Annotated in this window: 20 protein-coding genes and 3 pseudogenes; 9 read left to right on the forward strand and 14 right to left on the reverse strand. The window is 63.5% G+C overall.

Annotated elements, in window-relative coordinates; genetic code table 11:
- Window positions 1-50 precede the first annotated feature (50 nt).
- Genes rfbB through rfbA form a run of 4 tightly spaced genes read left to right on the forward strand, consistent with a single transcriptional unit; the run spans window position 51 to window position 3,482 of the window.
- Window positions 51-1,106, forward strand: coding sequence for a dTDP-glucose 4,6-dehydratase (rfbB, locus tag GGC47_RS22355; protein WP_429068823.1), 1,056 nt, complete (start codon window positions 51-53; stop codon window positions 1,104-1,106).
- Between the two features lie 17 nt (window positions 1,107-1,123).
- Window positions 1,124-1,681, forward strand: a complete 558-nt coding sequence (rfbC, locus tag GGC47_RS22360) for a dTDP-4-dehydrorhamnose 3,5-epimerase (RefSeq protein WP_429068825.1) — start codon at window positions 1,124-1,126, stop codon at window positions 1,679-1,681.
- Window positions 1,681-2,583, forward strand: a complete 903-nt coding sequence (gene rfbD, locus GGC47_RS22365; protein WP_429068827.1) for a dTDP-4-dehydrorhamnose reductase — start codon at window positions 1,681-1,683, stop codon at window positions 2,581-2,583. The genes rfbC and rfbD overlap by 1 nt, the downstream gene beginning before the upstream one ends.
- Before the next feature lie 2 nt (window positions 2,584-2,585).
- Window positions 2,586-3,482, forward strand: a complete 897-nt coding sequence (gene rfbA, locus GGC47_RS22370; RefSeq protein WP_429068829.1) for a glucose-1-phosphate thymidylyltransferase RfbA — start codon at window positions 2,586-2,588, stop codon at window positions 3,480-3,482.
- Between the two features lie 92 nt (window positions 3,483-3,574).
- Here the strand turns inward: rfbA and GGC47_RS22375 are convergent.
- From GGC47_RS22375 to GGC47_RS22395, 5 genes and pseudogenes are all read right to left on the reverse strand, one after another.
- Window positions 3,575-3,698 (reverse strand): annotated as a pseudogene (locus tag GGC47_RS22375) (IS3 family transposase); the annotation flags it as partial.
- Window positions 3,699-4,011: 313 nt separating this feature from the next.
- On the reverse strand, window positions 4,012-4,530 hold the full coding sequence (locus GGC47_RS22380; RefSeq protein ID WP_429068831.1) for a hypothetical protein: 519 nt from the start codon (window positions 4,528-4,530) through the stop codon (window positions 4,012-4,014).
- A 72-nt stretch (window positions 4,531-4,602) separates the two neighbouring features.
- Window positions 4,603-4,968, reverse strand: coding sequence for a type II toxin-antitoxin system VapC family toxin (locus GGC47_RS22385; RefSeq protein WP_429068833.1), 366 nt, complete (start codon window positions 4,966-4,968; stop codon window positions 4,603-4,605).
- Window positions 4,962-5,177, reverse strand: coding sequence for a CopG family ribbon-helix-helix protein (locus GGC47_RS22390; protein ID WP_429068834.1), 216 nt, complete (start codon window positions 5,175-5,177; stop codon window positions 4,962-4,964). The genes GGC47_RS22385 and GGC47_RS22390 overlap by 7 nt, the downstream gene beginning before the upstream one ends.
- Before the next feature lie 161 nt (window positions 5,178-5,338).
- On the reverse strand, window positions 5,339-5,992 hold the full coding sequence (locus GGC47_RS22395) for a hypothetical protein (RefSeq protein WP_429068835.1): 654 nt from the start codon (window positions 5,990-5,992) through the stop codon (window positions 5,339-5,341).
- A gap of 137 nt (window positions 5,993-6,129) precedes the next feature.
- Here GGC47_RS22395 and GGC47_RS22400 point away from each other — a divergent pair, with 137 nt between their 5' ends.
- Complete coding sequence (locus GGC47_RS22400) at window positions 6,130-6,366, forward strand: helix-turn-helix domain-containing protein (protein WP_429069042.1); 237 nt, start codon at window positions 6,130-6,132, stop codon at window positions 6,364-6,366.
- 80 nt (window positions 6,367-6,446) lie between these two features.
- Here the strand turns inward: GGC47_RS22400 and GGC47_RS22405 are convergent, their stop codons facing one another.
- Window positions 6,447-6,605: a hypothetical protein gene (locus GGC47_RS22405; protein ID WP_429068837.1), complete on the reverse strand. Its 159-nt coding sequence runs from the start codon at window positions 6,603-6,605 to the stop codon at window positions 6,447-6,449.
- A 113-nt stretch (window positions 6,606-6,718) separates the two neighbouring features.
- On the opposite strand from GGC47_RS22405, the gene GGC47_RS22410 reads away from it, so the two are divergent.
- From GGC47_RS22410 to GGC47_RS22420, 3 genes and pseudogenes are all read left to right on the forward strand, one after another.
- The gene (locus tag GGC47_RS22410; RefSeq protein WP_429068839.1) at window positions 6,719-6,931 is read left to right on the forward strand and encodes a hypothetical protein; all 213 of its coding nucleotides are present in this window, start codon (window positions 6,719-6,721) and stop codon (window positions 6,929-6,931) included.
- 90 nt (window positions 6,932-7,021) lie between these two features.
- Window positions 7,022-7,210 carry a hypothetical protein gene (locus GGC47_RS22415; RefSeq protein WP_429068840.1) on the forward strand — a complete coding sequence of 63 codons (189 nt, stop codon included), beginning with the start codon at window positions 7,022-7,024 and terminating at the stop codon, window positions 7,208-7,210.
- A gap of 132 nt (window positions 7,211-7,342) precedes the next feature.
- A pseudogene (locus GGC47_RS22420) lies at window positions 7,343-7,583 on the forward strand (transposase); the annotation flags it as partial.
- 137 nt (window positions 7,584-7,720) lie between these two features.
- On the opposite strand, the gene GGC47_RS22425 reads toward GGC47_RS22420, so the two are convergent.
- The 5 genes from GGC47_RS22425 to GGC47_RS22445 all read right to left on the reverse strand — a co-directional run bounded on the left by GGC47_RS22425 (window position 7,721) and on the right by GGC47_RS22445 (window position 9,845).
- Entirely contained in the window at window positions 7,721-8,212 is a 492-nt protein-coding gene (locus tag GGC47_RS22425) for a type II toxin-antitoxin system YhaV family toxin (RefSeq protein ID WP_429068842.1), read from the reverse strand.
- A gap of 1 nt (window position 8,213) precedes the next feature.
- The gene (locus GGC47_RS22430; protein WP_429068844.1) at window positions 8,214-8,549 is read right to left on the reverse strand and encodes a type II toxin-antitoxin system PrlF family antitoxin; all 336 of its coding nucleotides are present in this window, start codon (window positions 8,547-8,549) and stop codon (window positions 8,214-8,216) included.
- 85 nt (window positions 8,550-8,634) lie between these two features.
- The gene (locus GGC47_RS22435; RefSeq protein WP_429068846.1) at window positions 8,635-8,973 is read right to left on the reverse strand and encodes a hypothetical protein; all 339 of its coding nucleotides are present in this window, start codon (window positions 8,971-8,973) and stop codon (window positions 8,635-8,637) included.
- An 81-nt stretch (window positions 8,974-9,054) separates the two neighbouring features.
- Window positions 9,055-9,555, reverse strand: a complete 501-nt coding sequence (locus tag GGC47_RS22440) for a GNAT family N-acetyltransferase (protein ID WP_429068847.1) — start codon at window positions 9,553-9,555, stop codon at window positions 9,055-9,057.
- Complete coding sequence (locus GGC47_RS22445; protein WP_429068849.1) at window positions 9,552-9,845, reverse strand: type II toxin-antitoxin system TacA family antitoxin; 294 nt, start codon at window positions 9,843-9,845, stop codon at window positions 9,552-9,554. The genes GGC47_RS22440 and GGC47_RS22445 overlap by 4 nt, the downstream gene beginning before the upstream one ends.
- Window positions 9,846-10,228: 383 nt before the next feature.
- Between GGC47_RS22445 and GGC47_RS22450 the strand changes: the two are divergent.
- Window positions 10,229-10,435, forward strand: a pseudogene (locus tag GGC47_RS22450) (DDE-type integrase/transposase/recombinase); the annotation flags it as partial.
- Window positions 10,436-11,412: 977 nt separating this feature from the next.
- Here the strand turns inward: GGC47_RS22450 and GGC47_RS22455 are convergent.
- Genes GGC47_RS22455 through GGC47_RS22465 form a run of 3 tightly spaced genes read right to left on the reverse strand, consistent with a single transcriptional unit; the run spans window position 11,413 to window position 15,213 of the window.
- Window positions 11,413-13,671 carry a xanthine dehydrogenase family protein molybdopterin-binding subunit gene (locus GGC47_RS22455; RefSeq protein WP_429068851.1) on the reverse strand — a complete coding sequence of 753 codons (2,259 nt, stop codon included), beginning with the start codon at window positions 13,669-13,671 and terminating at the stop codon, window positions 11,413-11,415.
- Window positions 13,664-14,722 carry an FAD binding domain-containing protein gene (locus tag GGC47_RS22460; RefSeq protein ID WP_429068853.1) on the reverse strand — a complete coding sequence of 353 codons (1,059 nt, stop codon included), beginning with the start codon at window positions 14,720-14,722 and terminating at the stop codon, window positions 13,664-13,666. Before GGC47_RS22460 ends, GGC47_RS22455 begins: the two co-directional genes overlap by 8 nt.
- On the reverse strand, window positions 14,719-15,213 hold the full coding sequence (locus GGC47_RS22465; protein WP_038357887.1) for a (2Fe-2S)-binding protein: 495 nt from the start codon (window positions 15,211-15,213) through the stop codon (window positions 14,719-14,721). Before GGC47_RS22465 ends, GGC47_RS22460 begins: the two co-directional genes overlap by 4 nt.
- Window positions 15,214-15,400: the final 187 nt, after the last annotated feature.

The following is a 15,400-nucleotide window of genomic DNA, read 5'->3' on the forward strand; positions in this document are numbered from 1 at the left end:
AGCTTCAAGCTTCAAATGCACAAGCTGACACCCGGTGGAGTTCCGCAGGAATGAGTTTGCGTTTCATTGTCACCGGCGGCGCCGGCTTTATCGGTTCGGCGGTCGTGCGCAAGCTGATCGGCGAGACGCAGCACGACGTCTGCGTCGTCGATAAGCTGACCTATGCCGGAAACCTCGCCTCCCTCGCCCCGGTGTCCGGCAGCAGCCGCTACCGCTTCGAGCAGGCCGATATCGGCGACGGCGAGTGCATGCGGACGCTATTCGCCGAGTTCAAGCCTGACATCGTCATGCATCTCGCCGCGGAGAGCCATGTCGACCGCTCGATCGACGGGCCACGCGACTTCATCCAGACCAATATCGTCGGCACCTTCTCGCTGCTGCAGGAGGCGCTGCGGCACTGGCGCAACCTCGAAAGCGAGGCCAGGAAGCGCTTCCGCTTCCATCACATCTCCACCGATGAGGTCTTCGGCTCGCTCGGCGAGAAAGGATTCTTTCGCGAAGACACGGCTTACCAGCCCAACTCGCCCTATTCCGCCTCCAAGGCGGCGTCGGACCATCTCGTACGTGCCTGGCATCATACCTATCACTTGCCGGTCGTGATGACCAACTGCTCGAATAATTACGGACCCTATCACTTCCCCGAGAAGCTGATCCCGCTGATGATCATCAACGCGCTTGAGGGCAAGCCACTGCCGGTCTACGGCAACGGGCTGAACGTGCGTGACTGGCTCTATGTCGACGATCACGCCGACGCGCTGCTGACGGTCGCCACCGCCGGCAAGACCGGCGAGAGCTACAATATCGGCGGCCACAACGAGAAGACTAATCTCGAGGTGGTGAAGGCCATCTGCGCCATTCTCGACGAGCTCCGGCCTGATCCGGAAGGTCCGCATGAGCGACTGATCACCTATGTCACCGACCGCCCCGGCCATGATGCGCGCTATGCCATCGACGCCGGCAAGATCGGCCGCGAGCTCGGCTGGGCGCCGAAGGAGACCTTCGAGACCGGGCTTCGCCGCACGGTCGAGTGGTATCTCGCCAATCCCAGCTGGTGGGGCGACATCCGGTCCGGCGTCTATCGGGGCGAGCGCCTCGGCGTGGCTTGAGCGGGAGGGACGATAGCATGCTCAGCGTCGAAGAGACCGCCATCCCGGCAGTTAAGATCATTACCCCGAAGAAGCATGGCGACCATCGCGGTTACTTCTCCGAGGTCTATAAGCAGTCCGACATGGTGGCGGCTGGAATCGGTCTTGTTTTCGTGCAGGACAATCACTCGCTCTCGGCGCGGGTCGGCACGCTGCGCGGCCTGCATTTCCAGTCGCCGCCCTTCGCGCAGGACAAGCTGGTGCGCGTCGCGCGCGGACGGATCCTCGATGTCGCGGTCGATATCCGCGCCTCTTCCCCGACCTTCGGCAAGCACGTCGCGGTCGAGCTCTCGGCCGAGAATTGGAAGCAGGTTCTGGTTCCGATCGGATTCGCCCATGGCTTCATCACGCTCGAGCCGGATACCGAGGTGCTCTACAAGGTGACGGCGCCTTATGGCGCCGCAAACGATCATGGGTTGGCTTTCGATGACCCGGCGCTCGGCATCGATTGGCGCCTGCCGCTCTCCGATCTCATCCTCTCCGACAAGGACCGCAAGCACCCGCGCCTTGCCGAGATGCTGCGGTATTTCGACTGATGACATTGCGCATCGCCGTTACCGGTTGGACCGGCCAGGTCGTCTGCGCGATGCTGGAGCGCGTGCCGGTCGGTGTCGAGGTCATCGCGATCCGCCGCCCGGAGCTTGACCTTTCCGTCCCCAGGACGGTCGCGCCGGCGCTGCGCGCGGCCAGGCCCGACGTCATCGTCAACACCGCCGCCTATACGGCGGTCGATCAGGCCGAGAGCGAGCCCGAGCTCGCCATGCGCGTCAATGGCGAGGCCGCTGGCGAAGCCGCACGGGCGGCGGCCGCCCTCGGCATTCCCATGATCCAGCTTTCAACCGACTATGTCTTCGATGGCGGCCTCGACCGGCCCTATCGCGAGGACGATGCGACCGGCCCGATCTCGGCCTATGGCGCGAGCAAACTCGCCGGTGAGCAGGCGGTCGCGGCAGCGACCGGCAACCACGCCATCCTGCGTACGGCCTGGATCTACAGCCCCTTCGGCAAGAATTTCGTCAAGACGATGCTGCGCCTGGCCGAGGCCCGCGACGAGGTCGGCGTCGTCGCCGACCAGGCGGGAAGCCCGACCAGCGCGCTTGACATCGCCGATGCGGTCTTCGCCGTCGCACGTAACCTGACCGGCAGGACGGAGGATGCTTCCCTCCGCGGCGTCTTCCATATGAGCGCGACGGGCGAGGCCGTCTGGGCCGATGTCGCGGAGGCGATCTTCGCCGAACGCGAACGGCAGGGCGGCAAACCCGTCCGGGTCAAGCGAATCGCCACCGCCGATTACCCGACACCGGCGCGCCGGCCGGCGAACTCCCGGCTCGATTGCGGCAAGCTCGCCCGTGCCCATGGCGTGCGGCTGCCGGAATGGCAAGGGTCGCTCCAAGCTTGCGTCGCGCGACTTCTCAGAGATCAGCGCAAGGACCAGTAACGATGAAGGGCATCATCCTCGCCGGCGGCTCCGGCACGCGGCTCCACCCGATGACGCTGGCAATGTCGAAGCAGCTTCTGCCGGTCTACGACAAGCCGATGATCTACTATCCGCTCTCGACGCTGATGCTCGCCGGCATCCGCGAGGTGCTGATCATCTCGACTCCGCATGATCTGCCGCATTTCCAGCGCCTGCTCGGCGACGGTTCCGACTGGGGCATGAAGCTGAGCTATGCCGAGCAGGCGCATCCGGGCGGGCTGGCGCAGGCCTATCTCATCGGCGCCGATTTCGTCGCCGGGCAGCCCTCGGTGCTGATCCTCGGCGACAATCTGTTTTACGGTCATACCCTGCCGGAGATGATGGCCTCGGCCGCGGCCCGGTCCAGGGGCGCGAGCGTCTTCGCCTATCATGTCAGCGACCCCGAGCGTTACGGCGTGGTCGAGTTCGATGCTGCTGGCAAGGCGATCTCGATCGAGGAGAAGCCCAAGGCGCCAAAATCAAACTGGGCCGTGACAGGGCTTTATTTCTACGACGCTCAGGTCGTCGAAATCGCCGCCCGGCTGAAGCCTTCCGCGCGCGGCGAGCTTGAAATAACCGATGTCAACCGCGTCTATCTCGAGCGCGGTGAGCTCTCAGTCGAATGCATGGGCCGAGGCTTCGCTTGGCTCGATACAGGGACGCCGCACAGCCTGCTGGAAGCTGGGGAGTTCGTCAGGACGCTCCAAAGCCGACAGGGACTTTGCATCGCTTGTCCCGAAGAGATCGCAGCCAGGCAGCGTTGGATCTCCGTCGAAGATGTAGCGCAGTCGGCAGAGAAACTAGCGAAAAGCGCTTACGGTGACTATCTAAGGTCGCTTGTGCAAAGTTGGATGCATGCAGACCCAAACAACTTGCCTTGAGCAGTCTGTCGGCCGTTTTTGTCCGCGCATCGGCGATTCGGACCGTGTCAAAGGGAGATTGCATCTCCCACCGGCGAAGCGCCCGATAGCCGAAAAAGCGACTCCAGGTGTAGCGCGTCGATCCGGGGCATCAGAGCCAGATCCGGTGGGAACCGCGCTAGGCAGATCGTAGATGCTACCTCGACTGATCCCTAGAACCTTCGCCTGGCGATCGGGCGACAGGCCAAGGTGAAGAATCTGCCCACCTGTCAGTATGTATTCAAGGTCGATTACAATCGATCGTCCGCAGCGCAGCGTGGGCTTAGCGCAAGGAACGGCTCAGTTTATGACGAGGATCGGTATAAATCAGATACTTAATTAAACTGATGCAAATTCGTACCGTGACTAACGTGATGTCAGACCTTCGGAGCAATGCATCAGTACAAGCTAAAGAGGCTCGATCCCTTTCGGAACCGAGCCTTTTCTTTGGCGATCTTTTCGCTGCGCAGCGAGTGATCTCTAGCCAATAAGGCCTGCCGCCGCCGGTGCTTCAAGGCTTCTTGCCTGGCAACGCGACCTGCGGGTGAAATGCCCAGACGGTGCCGCTGACGCGGTAGTTGGGCGTGGTTTCCGCCAGGTCCCCGTTGGGCAAAGCCTTCTTCACTTTCGGACCCAGGAACGAGACGATAAGGAGGCGTGCGCGATGGATCGGATCGCCTGAGGGAACGTTTTGCTCCAGCACGTCGACAATGCCTTGGCCGACGAGAGCCTCGATGATGGCGGTGTGGTGAGGTCGCTTCTCAACCGTCGAACCGCCCGTCTCCCAATCACCATTCGGATGCGTCGTTTTAACCTCCGTCCTGTCCTCCCAGACGAAGTGCGGAACTACAGAATGTCGCCAACGACAATGTCGCGGCGCAGATCCTTCACCGGCGTGCCCCGGATATTGCAATGTGACCGCCCCGGCGGATCTGGTCGCGCCGTTTATCGCAAGATTGATAGCGAGGCAGACCTCACCATTGAGGCTGGCTGAGATATGCTGGTGGCGCCGCCCGGGGCAGCCGATCATCACAGATCCAGATATGCCACGTGGCCATTGCTTCGGCTTGAGCGGCAGCTCCTATCACTCGAACGGTGGGCGCTACAGCGCATAGGGTTCGCGTATCCCCGGGTCGTCGAACGGAAAGTCCTTGGTGTTGCGGGTCACGAGCAGACGCCCCGCGGTCTGCGCCGTAGCCCAGATGACCGCGTCCGGCAACTTGATGCGATGCGCTCTGCGCAACTCGACCGCTCGGCTGGCGATCTCGTCGTCGAGCGCGATGAGCTTGAAGCCGTCAACGAAGTGCCTGGTAGGCTCGACCAGATCGGCATCCGCTCCGACCATCACCTCCATCCAGGTGATGATGCTGATGGCCCGATTTTCGAAGCGCTCGATTTCCGCACGGGCCTGAGCGATCGCGTTCAAATGGTCGATGAGGATATTGGTGTCGAACAGTGCGCCTACCATTCACCGCGCACTTTCTCCTGATAAGCCAGACCGTCAAGCTTGCGCTCGCCCCACAAACCGAAGCCATCCCCGACCTGCTCGCGGTGATGGCGGTCGAGATAGCCGTCAATCGCCTCGCGGATCAGAGCGGCACGGGACCGGCGCATCCGTTTGGCGAGGATGTCGAGGGCTTCGACCTGCGCATCGTTCATGTCGATCAGGGCTCGCATCTCAGGCTCCATGATATGCGTCATGCATATCATATAGTGAGGCGCAAGCGAAGAAAAAGCATCGGCTGGGCCGCGCCACCAAGCCTTTCGCTTCCAGGCAGACTGCCGAGCCATGCTCGGGTGGATGTGTCCCGATTGCAACCGGCGACCCGCACGGGCTTTCATGCTGCGCGCCCATGCCGCGCTATACGAACAATGTCATCAAGCGCGGAGCGTACCAGCGACCAGGGGAAATCCGTACACTCCCCGAAGAATTCGCTTTCGCGCATGACCGCATTGAGCTTGCCCGCTACGCCGGCAAGCGTCGTGGCGGGCGTGACCGTCAGAGCGTCCATCAGTTCCTGTTCACGGTCAGCGGCGATCCGTTCCGCCTGCATGGCCGCGGAATAGCCGATGCGTTCATCCTCGGCGTCCCAGCGGGCCTGATGGGCGGCCAGATCGGCTTCGGCCTTCGCGCGGATATCGGCGAAGGCGAAATCGTCGCCGAAATGGTTACCGATCTCGCCCTGCCACCAGATGGCGAGAGTGGTGTCTTTCTCCGGCAGATGGACTTCCGCGCACGGAAAGCCAACAGTATTGACCAGTTGAGCCTCGAGGCCCTGCTGCTTCTCGCCTAGAGCGGCAGTGTTGAGACAGGCGACCTTCCATGCACGCCAGAGTTCTAGCGCGGGATCGCAAATGGCATTGCCAACCGGCGCCGTGGTGGCACCTGCGCCATAGCCGAAGGGCCAGGCCACGGTGGCCGCCGTCGTACCCGTCAGCAACGTCCTGCGCGTGACGGAAGACAAAGTTCTGCTATTCTCAGAATCAGCCATTGATCCGAGCTCCTTACAGCTTGGGCGTGGTTAGGTCGGAGAGGGTGTTGCCTCACCCTTTCCGACCGCAAAGCGAACTCAAGACTACAGTAAGCACAGCATATGAGCAACAGAAATCATCATATTATGGTGATTTGGTGACGCCGGTACAGTGCCGGATGGCTCGAGCCGCATTGGATTGGGGCGTTCTGGAGCTTGCCAAAGCAGCAGATGTTTCAACACAAACCATAGTCCGTCTCGAACGAGGTGAGGCGTTAAGATCGGCTACTCTCACGCGAATCCGCAGCGCCTTTGAAAAGGCCGGCGTGGTGTTTCTTTCGGAAAACGGAGAGGGGCCCGGCGTTCGCTTGTCGCGCCGATCCGATCAAGCGTAGTAGCGCAGGCAAGCTGATCCCGCAGGAACGTGATCCCGTCATCCGGCCACGGCGAAGCATCGGCGGCAAAATCGGATGGATCAGAGTCCGATCCTCTGGCCCCTGTCGAGATCGAGCCGATGGGTAAAGGCCCATGCACGGCTGATGCTGCGGCCTGAGCCGAAGTCTCCACCGATGCCGCGTTGCTGGTTACGGTTGGCGAGCCGAGATTCAAGCTCCTTAACGTAGGTCGGCGGCATCAGCCGAACCTCGTGGCCGGGTAGTGTCTCAGTTTGAAATCTCGCGCCGTTGGCGCACCTGTCGCCAGCCCGGCCCCGTTCCGATATGCTTAGCGGGAAGCATGGGGAGCGGTATGGAAACACTTACTTTCGCCAGCAGCAAAGAGTTCCTGGAATGGGCTCGGCGCACCGTGAAGGCAAAGGATCCACATTTTGACCGCGTCCCGCTCCCTGAGCAGACATGGACTTATGGAGATGGCCACAAGGGAAAGTCAGGATACGGCAAGCGCGGTAAAACGCTGCTCGCGAACCTTGGCTTTTTTAACAGCACAGGTACCGGAAGATGACCCACCCAAAAGAGCGCGAATTGGTCGAGGATATCGACTTGCGAGGTGGCGTATCATTGACGATCCGCTGGCCGGAAGAAGAGACCAAGGATGGCGCACAACATGCCTAAAGGCCCTAATGGCGAGAAGCGCCCCGCCGACGGGATCGGCAACGCCGTGCGCATTATGCAGATCGCGACGGGCGAGGTCGAAGACACCACGCCGGACGACGGCGATCCTATGCTTACAAGCAAGCACAGAATTCGTCGCCATGACCGATATCCCGAGCAAGGGCAGTAAGGCCCGCGCCACCAAGCTGTCTCCGGAGCGTAGAAAGGCTATCGCCGAAAAGGCTGCATCCATGCGGTGGGCCAAGCCGCCGATCGCGATGACAGAAATTGTTGCCGACCCCGTCGACGGCGAGGTTCTGCCTCGCTGCTGCGCGTGGTCCGGCAGCGGGCCCGGGCGCCGAGCGAGCCATTCGCGTATCGGTATCGATGACTTCGCGTGGCGGCGCAATCACCGCTACGGCACGATTGTCTGCGACCTCGAACGTCGCCTGCCGGTCGTCCTGCTTCCCGACCGGGAGCCGGCGACATCGGAAGCCTGGCTTCTTCGTCAATCGCTCATCCAAGGCTGCCCCTTCGGACGCCTCGCTACGGCGGGGCTTCCGGCGAAATGACCGCTGCCGCCCTGGTCGCGTTAGTGATCAAAGCCGAATGGCGGAAAGGCGCCGAGGGCGTGGTTCCGGCGCAGCCGAGAGCACGGCCCAAAGAGCAACGCCCTGAATTTCTTCGTGGACATTATCCGTCACGATTTCGAGGGAGGTGCTTTTTCCAGTCGATCAACGGCTTTGGGGTCGGAAGCCTGCTTGTGCAGCGCATCCCAATCGTCGGGCGGATTGCCGTCGTCCAGCATTCCCTTGAAGACCTTGTAGGCGTCTGTCTTGGCGCCATAGGTCCGCAAGCTGTTCTCGTCGTTCACCCAGGCGAAGATGATGACCTTACTTGCGCTGCTATACCGAAAAAAAAGCCGGAAACGGCCATTGCCGAACTTGGCGCGAAACCAGTGCTTGCGATCATCGCGAAGGGTCGAGCCTTGGCGATAGACTGACGCTGTCGGGTCCGACGGGACCGCGACGGTGACGAGCTGGACCAAGGCGGCGAGCAGCTTGGCGTCGGCGGATTTCTGATAGCTCTCCGGCTTCTTCGCCTTGAGCGCGTCGACCGCCTCGATCAGCTTTTCCCACTGATCGAGAAAGAGAGGGTGTGCGAGGACGGTCCAGCCATTGGTCGTCAGCATATCAGATCGAGACGTCCCCCTCGATCTCGGCATCGAGATCGACCGTCATGCCCGCTGTCAGGGCAACAGCCCGGTCAAGCAGGGATTGCGGGAAAGGAAGGACGGATTTCTCGGGGTGCTTGGCCATATCCCGCGCGAGAAATTCAAGAAAACGGTCGATCACGGGATCGACGGTTTCTTCAACCTCGGCCTTCTGGACATAGACGCGGCGCTGCTCATCGACAAAGAAGGCAATACGCCCGCCATAATCGACACCCAGCGCCTGCCGAACAGACTTCGGCACGGTGGTCTGTCCCTTGGCGGTGATGGTGCTTTCTTCTTTCAGTAGCGCTCCCATGGCGGGGCTCCTCAATCGGTCAAACAGAAAGTAAGGAATAATTCTTACACAGTCAAGAGAATGCCCGCCAGCCGGTCCCATGCCTTCACTTCGCAGGCTGGCCCATGCCGCCCGCCAGCCGTGTCGGCGCCGAGACGAAGACGAACGCCCCGCCCATGATGCAGAAGACTTGCCGCCAGATTTCGGACGGCACGGAGTCCTCGGTGACGCCACGGACCAGCGCATATCCGGCGACGGCAGCGGGCGCGGCGAAGACCAGAACCACGATCAGGCGCATGATCGGCGAGCGCAGCGTGTCGAACAGCAGTGCCAGAATGCCGAAGGCGGCGATGGCGGCGGCGAAGCCGACAAGACCCGCGCCGATGAAGCCCGCGCCAGTGTGATAGCTAGCGTCGTCGTCGAGAAACATCTGCTCCGCGCTCATGCGCGTCGGTGCCCACAACTGACCGGCAGTTTTCGCCAGGTCGGGATGAGGGGCTTATATATGTCTCCGGATGACCCGTGCTCATCTTGGGCTTACAGCCGCTGTCAGATCGCGCAGTGTGACCATCAGCATCATCGGGTCGAGCGGCGAGGGGGTGAACCCGAGAGCGAGATAGAAGGCCTTGGCGTCCTCCGATATGGCGTGCATGAGCAGGCCGCGGATACCGAGGATCTCGGCCGCCCGCAGCAGCCGCAAGCCCGCATCCCTCACCATGGCCCGACCGATGCCTTGGCCTTGGTATGCCGTGTCGATCGCAAGCCGGCCAAGCACCGCAAACGGGATCGGATCAGGCATGTTGCGCCGAATCTTGCCTGGCGCTTCCGCCGGCGTGACGGCGCCCGATGCGAGTGCGTAATAGCCGACGACACGGTTGCCCTCGCACAAGACGAAGGTCCGTGACGCGCCGCTCGACTGGTTGCTGCGCGCGCGCTTCGCCAGCCAGTCGTCGAGCTCGGCGACCCCGGAGTTGAATTCGGCCAGCTCGTGATGATCGGCCAGCGGTACCGGTGCAGATAGGGTCACGCGGCGTCCCACGGCGCCTTGCTGGTCATGGTGCGCTTCAAACGCTCATTCGGCAGCGCCGGCGCATCCAGCTGCTCGACAAACTCGGCATAGACCTCCGGGCTTACCGAAAACACAACGCGATCGAGTAGGACGCGCTGCGCCCGCTGCTCGGAGGCCTCGAGCATGAAATCGGTGCGGTTCTGCTTTACTAATGCCGCCGCACGGTCGATGAGGCTGCGGATGCTCGGCTTGACGCGGATGTTCAGCGGCTCACTGATCTCGGCATCCCTTGTACGTGTCGTTGCCATAGGAATCTCCTTTGGGGCCATCATAGCGTAACGATCGTGTCATTACAAGCATTGTAATGACGGGGTCTTTACAATGGCCGACGGTGCCCAAAGACGAGTTGCGCGCGGATTCGATTGGCCAAAACGCGCGCATACTCTCTGAATGACTTATGGGCATGTCCACACAATCAGAGCTCGAGGCGATCGCCGATGCCCCGGCGACACGACCGACGGCCTGACGGGCAGCGAGATCGTCCATCTCCTCGCGACCGCCAGGATTAATGTGTAAGCGCCGAAGATTGATCCCGCGAATTCTGTCTTTAACCCGATGACTTGAATGGCGTATTGCCGTTTGAAGCGGGCGCGCGATCGGCTCCGATCGTGCCCTCTCAGAATGCAGATTGACGGTGCGGCGCTGGGCCCTGAAGTTCGGACGGGATTACGCCCGTCGGCTCCGGCTGAAGAAACGGGTCTGTGCGACATCTGGCATCTCGACGAGGTCGTGGTCACCATCGCCGGGAAGAAGCACTGGCTGTGGCGTGCCGTCGATCAAAACGACTATCCTCGATGAGATCGTCCAGACCCGGCGTGACACCAAAGCAGCGCGGCGCTAGCTGACGTTCCGCCCTCGCCCTCGACCGCCGATCGGAGGCTGCGACCATGGTTCCGTCCGCACCGTCCGAGACGAGGATGCCGACCGATCGCCCCTTCAGCGTATCGGGATACTTGCCGACGATCGGAAGCGCAGGCGACGGCTCCATGTCGGCTGGTACGACCGCCGGCTTGGACGCTTTCGGCAATGCCATGCCAAGGCCGGCGGCCACGCGCTGTGCCAGAGTTTCGTCGACATTGACAAGGTTGGACATCACGCGGTCACGGACATGATCGAGCGCCTTGCTCCTGCGCGCACGCGGCAGTGGGTTCGCGAGCCCAACGTGAGGTGCAAGCGTAGAAAAAGCATCGGCTGGGCCGTGCCACCAAGCCTTTCGCTTCCAGCCAGACTGCCGAGCCATGCTCGGGTGGATGTGTCCCGATTGCAACCGGCGACCCGGACGGCTTTCATGTTGCGCGCCCATGCCGCGCAACCGCGATCGAATGCCCAGAGCGACAGGAATGGGTTTGTGTCGCGGCCTCGCCACTTCCTCCGGCGCCTCTCGCTCACCGAGAACGCCGCCGATTGGGCGAGAATGGTCAGGCCAGGCCAAGCTGCACGAACGTTGGACAGATCTGATTTTTGGCGCCACAGCGCCGGCTGCCACCCTCTTGATTGTCGATTATCTGCCGCACGAACCGGCGATCTTTTACCGAGAAAGCTGAGCTGGAGCGCTTCTGTCTGCGATTGAGCGCCAAAGACCACCCAATCGCCGCCCCGGTTAGAAGAGCACGGAGATGGCCTGGACCTACCAACTTCCACTTTCCAGCTGGCCTCGAACGCTGGCTCTTGGCGCAGAGCGCCAGCGGACCGCGGCTCCAAATTGATGAAGCCGGCGTCGATTTGACCATGGCGCACTGAAGCATCGTTGCCGCGTTTCGGAGCCGTCCAGCGCCAGGCCGCGATGACGTCGCGCGTGATACAAGCGCGACAGGCTCAGGCCGTTCCGATCAGCTGCTTCAGCCCGATAGGGAAGCGGCGGCAGCGAATGCCGGTCGCGTGCCAAACCGCGTTGGCAATGGCTCCGGCCGAACCTGTAATGCCGATCTCGCCGACGCCCTTGATACCGAGCGCGTTGACGTGCGGGTCATGTTCGTCGACCAGGATTGCCTCGACATGCGGCACGTCGGCATTGACCGGGACATGGTACTCGGCGAGATCGCCGTTCATGATCCGGCCCGAGCGCCTGTCGATGATCGCCTTCTCGTGCAGCGCAAAGGAGATGCCCCAGATCATGCCGCCATAATACTGGCTGCGCACGAGATGCGGGTTGATGATCCGCCCGGCGGCGAAGGCGCCGATCAGCCTGCTGACGCGAATCTGGCCGAGATCGGGATCGACCTTCACCTCGGCGAAGACCGCGCCATGGGCGTGCATCGCATAGTTTTCCTGCGCCGCCGGATCGGCCGACGCCTTGCCGCTGGCTTCGATCTGCTTCAGGCCGGCCCGCGCGAGGATGTCGGCATAGGCCTCGCTGCGGCTCTCGTCGTCGTGCCGGTGCAGGCGGCCCTCGCGGGCGATCACGCCCTGGTTGCCGGCGCCGAACAGAGGAGAGCGCTCGTCGCCGGTCGCGAGATCGGCGAGCTTGGCGATGACCGCAGCGCCTGCGTTGTGGATTGCCATGCCCGCCGTGGCCGTATGGGCCGAGCCGCCGGCGATGCCGGCATCGGGCAGATCCGAGGTGCCCGAGGCGAAGTCGACCTTGTCGAGGTCGAGGCCCAGGCCGTCCGCGGCGATCTGCGCCAGCGCCGTCCAGGCGCCCTGGCCCATGTCGTGGGCGCCGATCTCCATGCGGCCGGAACCATCCGCCCTGATGATGGCGCGGGCCTGCGCCTGGAACATCAGCGCGGGAAAAGTCGCGGTGCCGACGCCCCAGCCGACGAGGAAGCCGGCTTCGTCCCGCATCGAACGCGGTGCGAGCGGCCGTGTCGACCAGCCGAAACGCTCTGCCCCTTGCGCGTAGCACTCGCGCAGCGCCTTCGACGAAAAGGGCTTGCCCGAGATCGGCTCGACCTCGGCATAGTTTTTCAGGCGGAAGGCGAGCGGATCCAGGCCACAGGCGAAGGCCGCCTCGTCGATGGCGCTTTCCAGCGCGATCGAACCGGTCGCCTCGCCGGGCGCGCGCATGAAAAGCGGTGTCCCCGTATCGGTGCGCACCGCCTCATGCGAGGTCGCGATCGCCTTCGCCGCATAGAGCGTGTGCGAGGCATCCGCGGCCGGCTCGAAGAAGTCATCGAAGCTGCTCGACGCCGTCAGGGCGTGATGATCGAGCGCGGTCAGCCGGCCTCCCGCATCCGTGCCCAGCCGCAGCGTTTGGCGGGTCGGCGCGCGATGGCCGACCGGGCCGTACATCTGCTCGCGGCGCAGCACCAGCTTGACCGGGCGGCCGACCAGCTTGGCCGCCATGATGCCGAGCACTTGCGGGCCGGCAACCAGCCCCTTTGAGCCGAAGCCGCCGCCGAGGAAGGGGCTGCGGATATGGATCGTCTCCGGCGCGATGCCGAACAGGCCGGCGATGCGCGCTTGAGCCATCGCCATGCCCTGGCTCGGCGTGTCGATCACCAGGCCGGCCTCGGTCCATTGCGCGACGATGGCGTGGGGCTCCATGGCGTTGTGATATTGCGAGGGCGTCTCGTAGACCGCCTCGGTCACCTTGGCGGCGTCCTTGAGCCCTTGCTCGACATCGCCATGGCTGACGGCGGGCGGGTTGCCGACGCCGACGCCGGGCGGCACGAAACGCTCCCCGTCGAGGCCGATGCGTGCCGTTTGCGTCTCATAAACCGGCGCCAGCAGGGTTGCGCCTTCGGTCGCCGCCTCCAGCGTCTCGGCGATCACGACCGCGATCGGCTGGCGCGGGTAGCGCACCTTGTCGTTCTGCAGCAGGTCGAGCCGGAACATGAAGGGGTTGCTCTTCTCGTCCGGGTCCATGGCGAGCTTCGGCTTATGCGCCGGGGTCATGACGTCGACGACGCCGGGATGGGCTTTCGCGGCAGCGACATTGAGGGAGGCGACACGGCCGCGAGCGATGCCGGCGACCGCCATCACCGCGTAGAGCATGCCGGCCGGATGATTGTCGGCGGCGTAACGGGCGGCGCCGGTGACCTTGAGGACACCGTCGCGGCGGGTCAGCGGCTGGCCGATATTGGAGCCGTGGCGCTGATGCCGGGCAGATTGGCTGAGCGTGATCTCAGGCATGTGCGAGCGCTCCGGGCATGGTCGAGAAAGGGGAGGCGGGCAGGGCGGCGATCTGCGCGGGCGTGCCCGCCGCGGCTTCGTTCAGGGCGCGGACAAGGATGCGGCGGGCCAGTTCGACCTTGTGAGCGTTGTGGCCGGACGGCTTGGCTTCGGCCAGGGCGATCTCGGCCGCGTGCTTGAATACCTCGAGCGTCGGTTCGGCACCGACGAGCAGGGCTTCCGCCTCGCGGCAACGCCAGGGCTTGGTCGCGACGCTGCCGAGCGCGAGCCGTACCTGCGCGATCCTGCCGGCTCCGAGCTGAAGCGCGGCGGCGGCTGAAACCACCGCGAAGGCATAGGAGGTGCGCTCGCGTAGCTTGAGATAACGGCTATGGGACGCGAAAGCCGCCGCGGCGGCCGGAAGCCTGACGGCCATGATCAGGTCACTGGGTTCGAGCACGGTGTCACGTTCCGGATGTTCTCCGGGCAGGCGATGCAGCGCGTCGAGCAGGATGTCGCGGCGGCCCTCGCGGCCTTCGACCTCGACGATCGCATCGAGTGCCGCGAGCGGCACACAGAAATCGGACGGATGCGTCGCGATACAGGACGGGCTCCAGCCGAGCACGGCATGGCCGCTGTTTTCGCCCTGAAGCGCATCGCAGCCGCTGCCCGGCACGCGCTTATTGCAGGCGCTCTCGACGTCGTAGAAATAAGCGCAGCGCGTCCGCTGCAGCAGGTTTCCGCCGACCGTGGCAGCGTTGCGCAATTGCGCGGAAGCGCCCGAGAGCAGCGCCTCGCTCACCATCGGGAAGGCCTCTGCGAAGCCGGTGTCATAGGCGAGCGTGGCGTTGCGCACCATCGCACCGATGCGAAAGCCGCCATCGGGCAAACGCTCGATCCGGTCGAGACCCGGCAGATGCGTCACATCGACGAGGCGATCGGGCCGGGCCACGCCAACCTTCATCAAGTCGAGCAAATTGGTGCCGGCCGCGAGATAGACTGCGCCCGTTTGCGCGGCTGCGGCGACGGCCTCGGTAACCGAGGCGGGGCGGATATAGTCGAAGATCTTCACGCCGCGGCCCTCCCGTCGCCGGCCATCGCCTTCTGTGCGTCCAGCACGGCCTCGGTGATGCCGGCATAGGCGGCGCAGCGGCAGATATTGCCGCTCATCAGCTCGCGGATGCGCTCGGGATCGTCTCCGGCCTGTCCCTCGCGGATCAGCCCGATCGCGCTCATGATCTGGCCCGGCGTGCAGAAGCCGCACTGGAAGCCGTCATGGGCGATGAAGGCCTCCTGTACGGGATGCAGCGCGCCCTCCCGCCCGACGCTCTCGATGGTCTCGACGCTGGCGCCGTCGAGGCTGACCGCCAGAGCGAGGCAGGAGTTGATGCGCCGGCCGTCGACGAGCACGGTGCACGCGCCGCATTGGCCGCGGTCGCAGCCCTTCTTGGTGCCGCTGAGGTCGAGGCGCTCCCGCAGGAGGTCGAGAAGGGTGACCCGGGGATCGTCGAGCTCGATCCGTCGCAAGTCACCGTTGATGGTCAGGTTGATGGAGAAAATCATACACCGTTCCAATCAAATGAGGCGTCTGGGTCTGGCTGTCGCGGCGGCCTTGGGGCATGCTCCTTCAACCGCGGCGTCGCGCATCGGGTCCAGCGATCGCATGTCGCGGAGGCGGGAACGGCGATCGCGGCCGCCCCTGACAATACGGAGGCATCCTCCGTTTTACAAGGTTTCCAGGAAAGTTTCG

The sequence above is a fragment of the Allobosea sp. OAE752 genome (assembly GCF_050433265.1).
In the GTDB taxonomy this organism is placed as follows: domain Bacteria; phylum Pseudomonadota; class Alphaproteobacteria; order Rhizobiales; family Beijerinckiaceae; genus Allobosea; species Allobosea spartocytisi.

What these genes read in the sequence shown, in the direction of transcription:
- GGC47_RS22445 (WP_429068849.1), bottom strand. Translation starts at nt 9,845, where the DNA reads ATGGCAACGACACGTACAAGGGATGCCGAGATCAGTGAGCCGCTGAAC.
- GGC47_RS22405 (WP_429068837.1), bottom strand. Translation starts at nt 6,605, where the DNA reads ATGCCGCCGACCTACGTTAAGGAGCTTGAATCTCGGCTCGCCAACCGT.
- GGC47_RS22385 (WP_429068833.1), bottom strand. Translation starts at nt 4,968, where the DNA reads ATGGTAGGCGCACTGTTCGACACCAATATCCTCATCGACCATTTGAAC.
- rfbA (WP_429068829.1), top strand. Translation starts at nt 2,586, where the DNA reads ATGAAGGGCATCATCCTCGCCGGCGGCTCCGGCACGCGGCTCCACCCG.
- GGC47_RS22390 (WP_429068834.1), bottom strand. Translation starts at nt 5,177, where the DNA reads ATGCGAGCCCTGATCGACATGAACGATGCGCAGGTCGAAGCCCTCGAC.
- GGC47_RS22395 (WP_429068835.1), bottom strand. Translation starts at nt 5,992, where the DNA reads ATGGCTGATTCTGAGAATAGCAGAACTTTGTCTTCCGTCACGCGCAGG.
- GGC47_RS22380 (WP_429068831.1), bottom strand. Translation starts at nt 4,530, where the DNA reads ATGATCGGCTGCCCCGGGCGGCGCCACCAGCATATCTCAGCCAGCCTC.
- rfbB (WP_429068823.1), top strand. Translation starts at nt 51, where the DNA reads ATGAGTTTGCGTTTCATTGTCACCGGCGGCGCCGGCTTTATCGGTTCG.
- rfbC (WP_429068825.1), top strand. Translation starts at nt 1,124, where the DNA reads ATGCTCAGCGTCGAAGAGACCGCCATCCCGGCAGTTAAGATCATTACC.
- rfbD (WP_429068827.1), top strand. Translation starts at nt 1,681, where the DNA reads ATGACATTGCGCATCGCCGTTACCGGTTGGACCGGCCAGGTCGTCTGC.
- GGC47_RS22435 (WP_429068846.1), bottom strand. Translation starts at nt 8,973, where the DNA reads ATGAGCGCGGAGCAGATGTTTCTCGACGACGACGCTAGCTATCACACT.
- GGC47_RS22465 (WP_038357887.1), bottom strand. Translation starts at nt 15,213, where the DNA reads ATGATTTTCTCCATCAACCTGACCATCAACGGTGACTTGCGACGGATC.
- GGC47_RS22415 (WP_429068840.1), top strand. Translation starts at nt 7,022, where the DNA reads ATGGCGCACAACATGCCTAAAGGCCCTAATGGCGAGAAGCGCCCCGCC.
- GGC47_RS22455 (WP_429068851.1), bottom strand. Translation starts at nt 13,671, where the DNA reads ATGCCTGAGATCACGCTCAGCCAATCTGCCCGGCATCAGCGCCACGGC.
- GGC47_RS22410 (WP_429068839.1), top strand. Translation starts at nt 6,719, where the DNA reads ATGGAAACACTTACTTTCGCCAGCAGCAAAGAGTTCCTGGAATGGGCT.
- GGC47_RS22425 (WP_429068842.1), bottom strand. Translation starts at nt 8,212, where the DNA reads ATGCTGACGACCAATGGCTGGACCGTCCTCGCACACCCTCTCTTTCTC.
- GGC47_RS22430 (WP_429068844.1), bottom strand. Translation starts at nt 8,549, where the DNA reads ATGGGAGCGCTACTGAAAGAAGAAAGCACCATCACCGCCAAGGGACAG.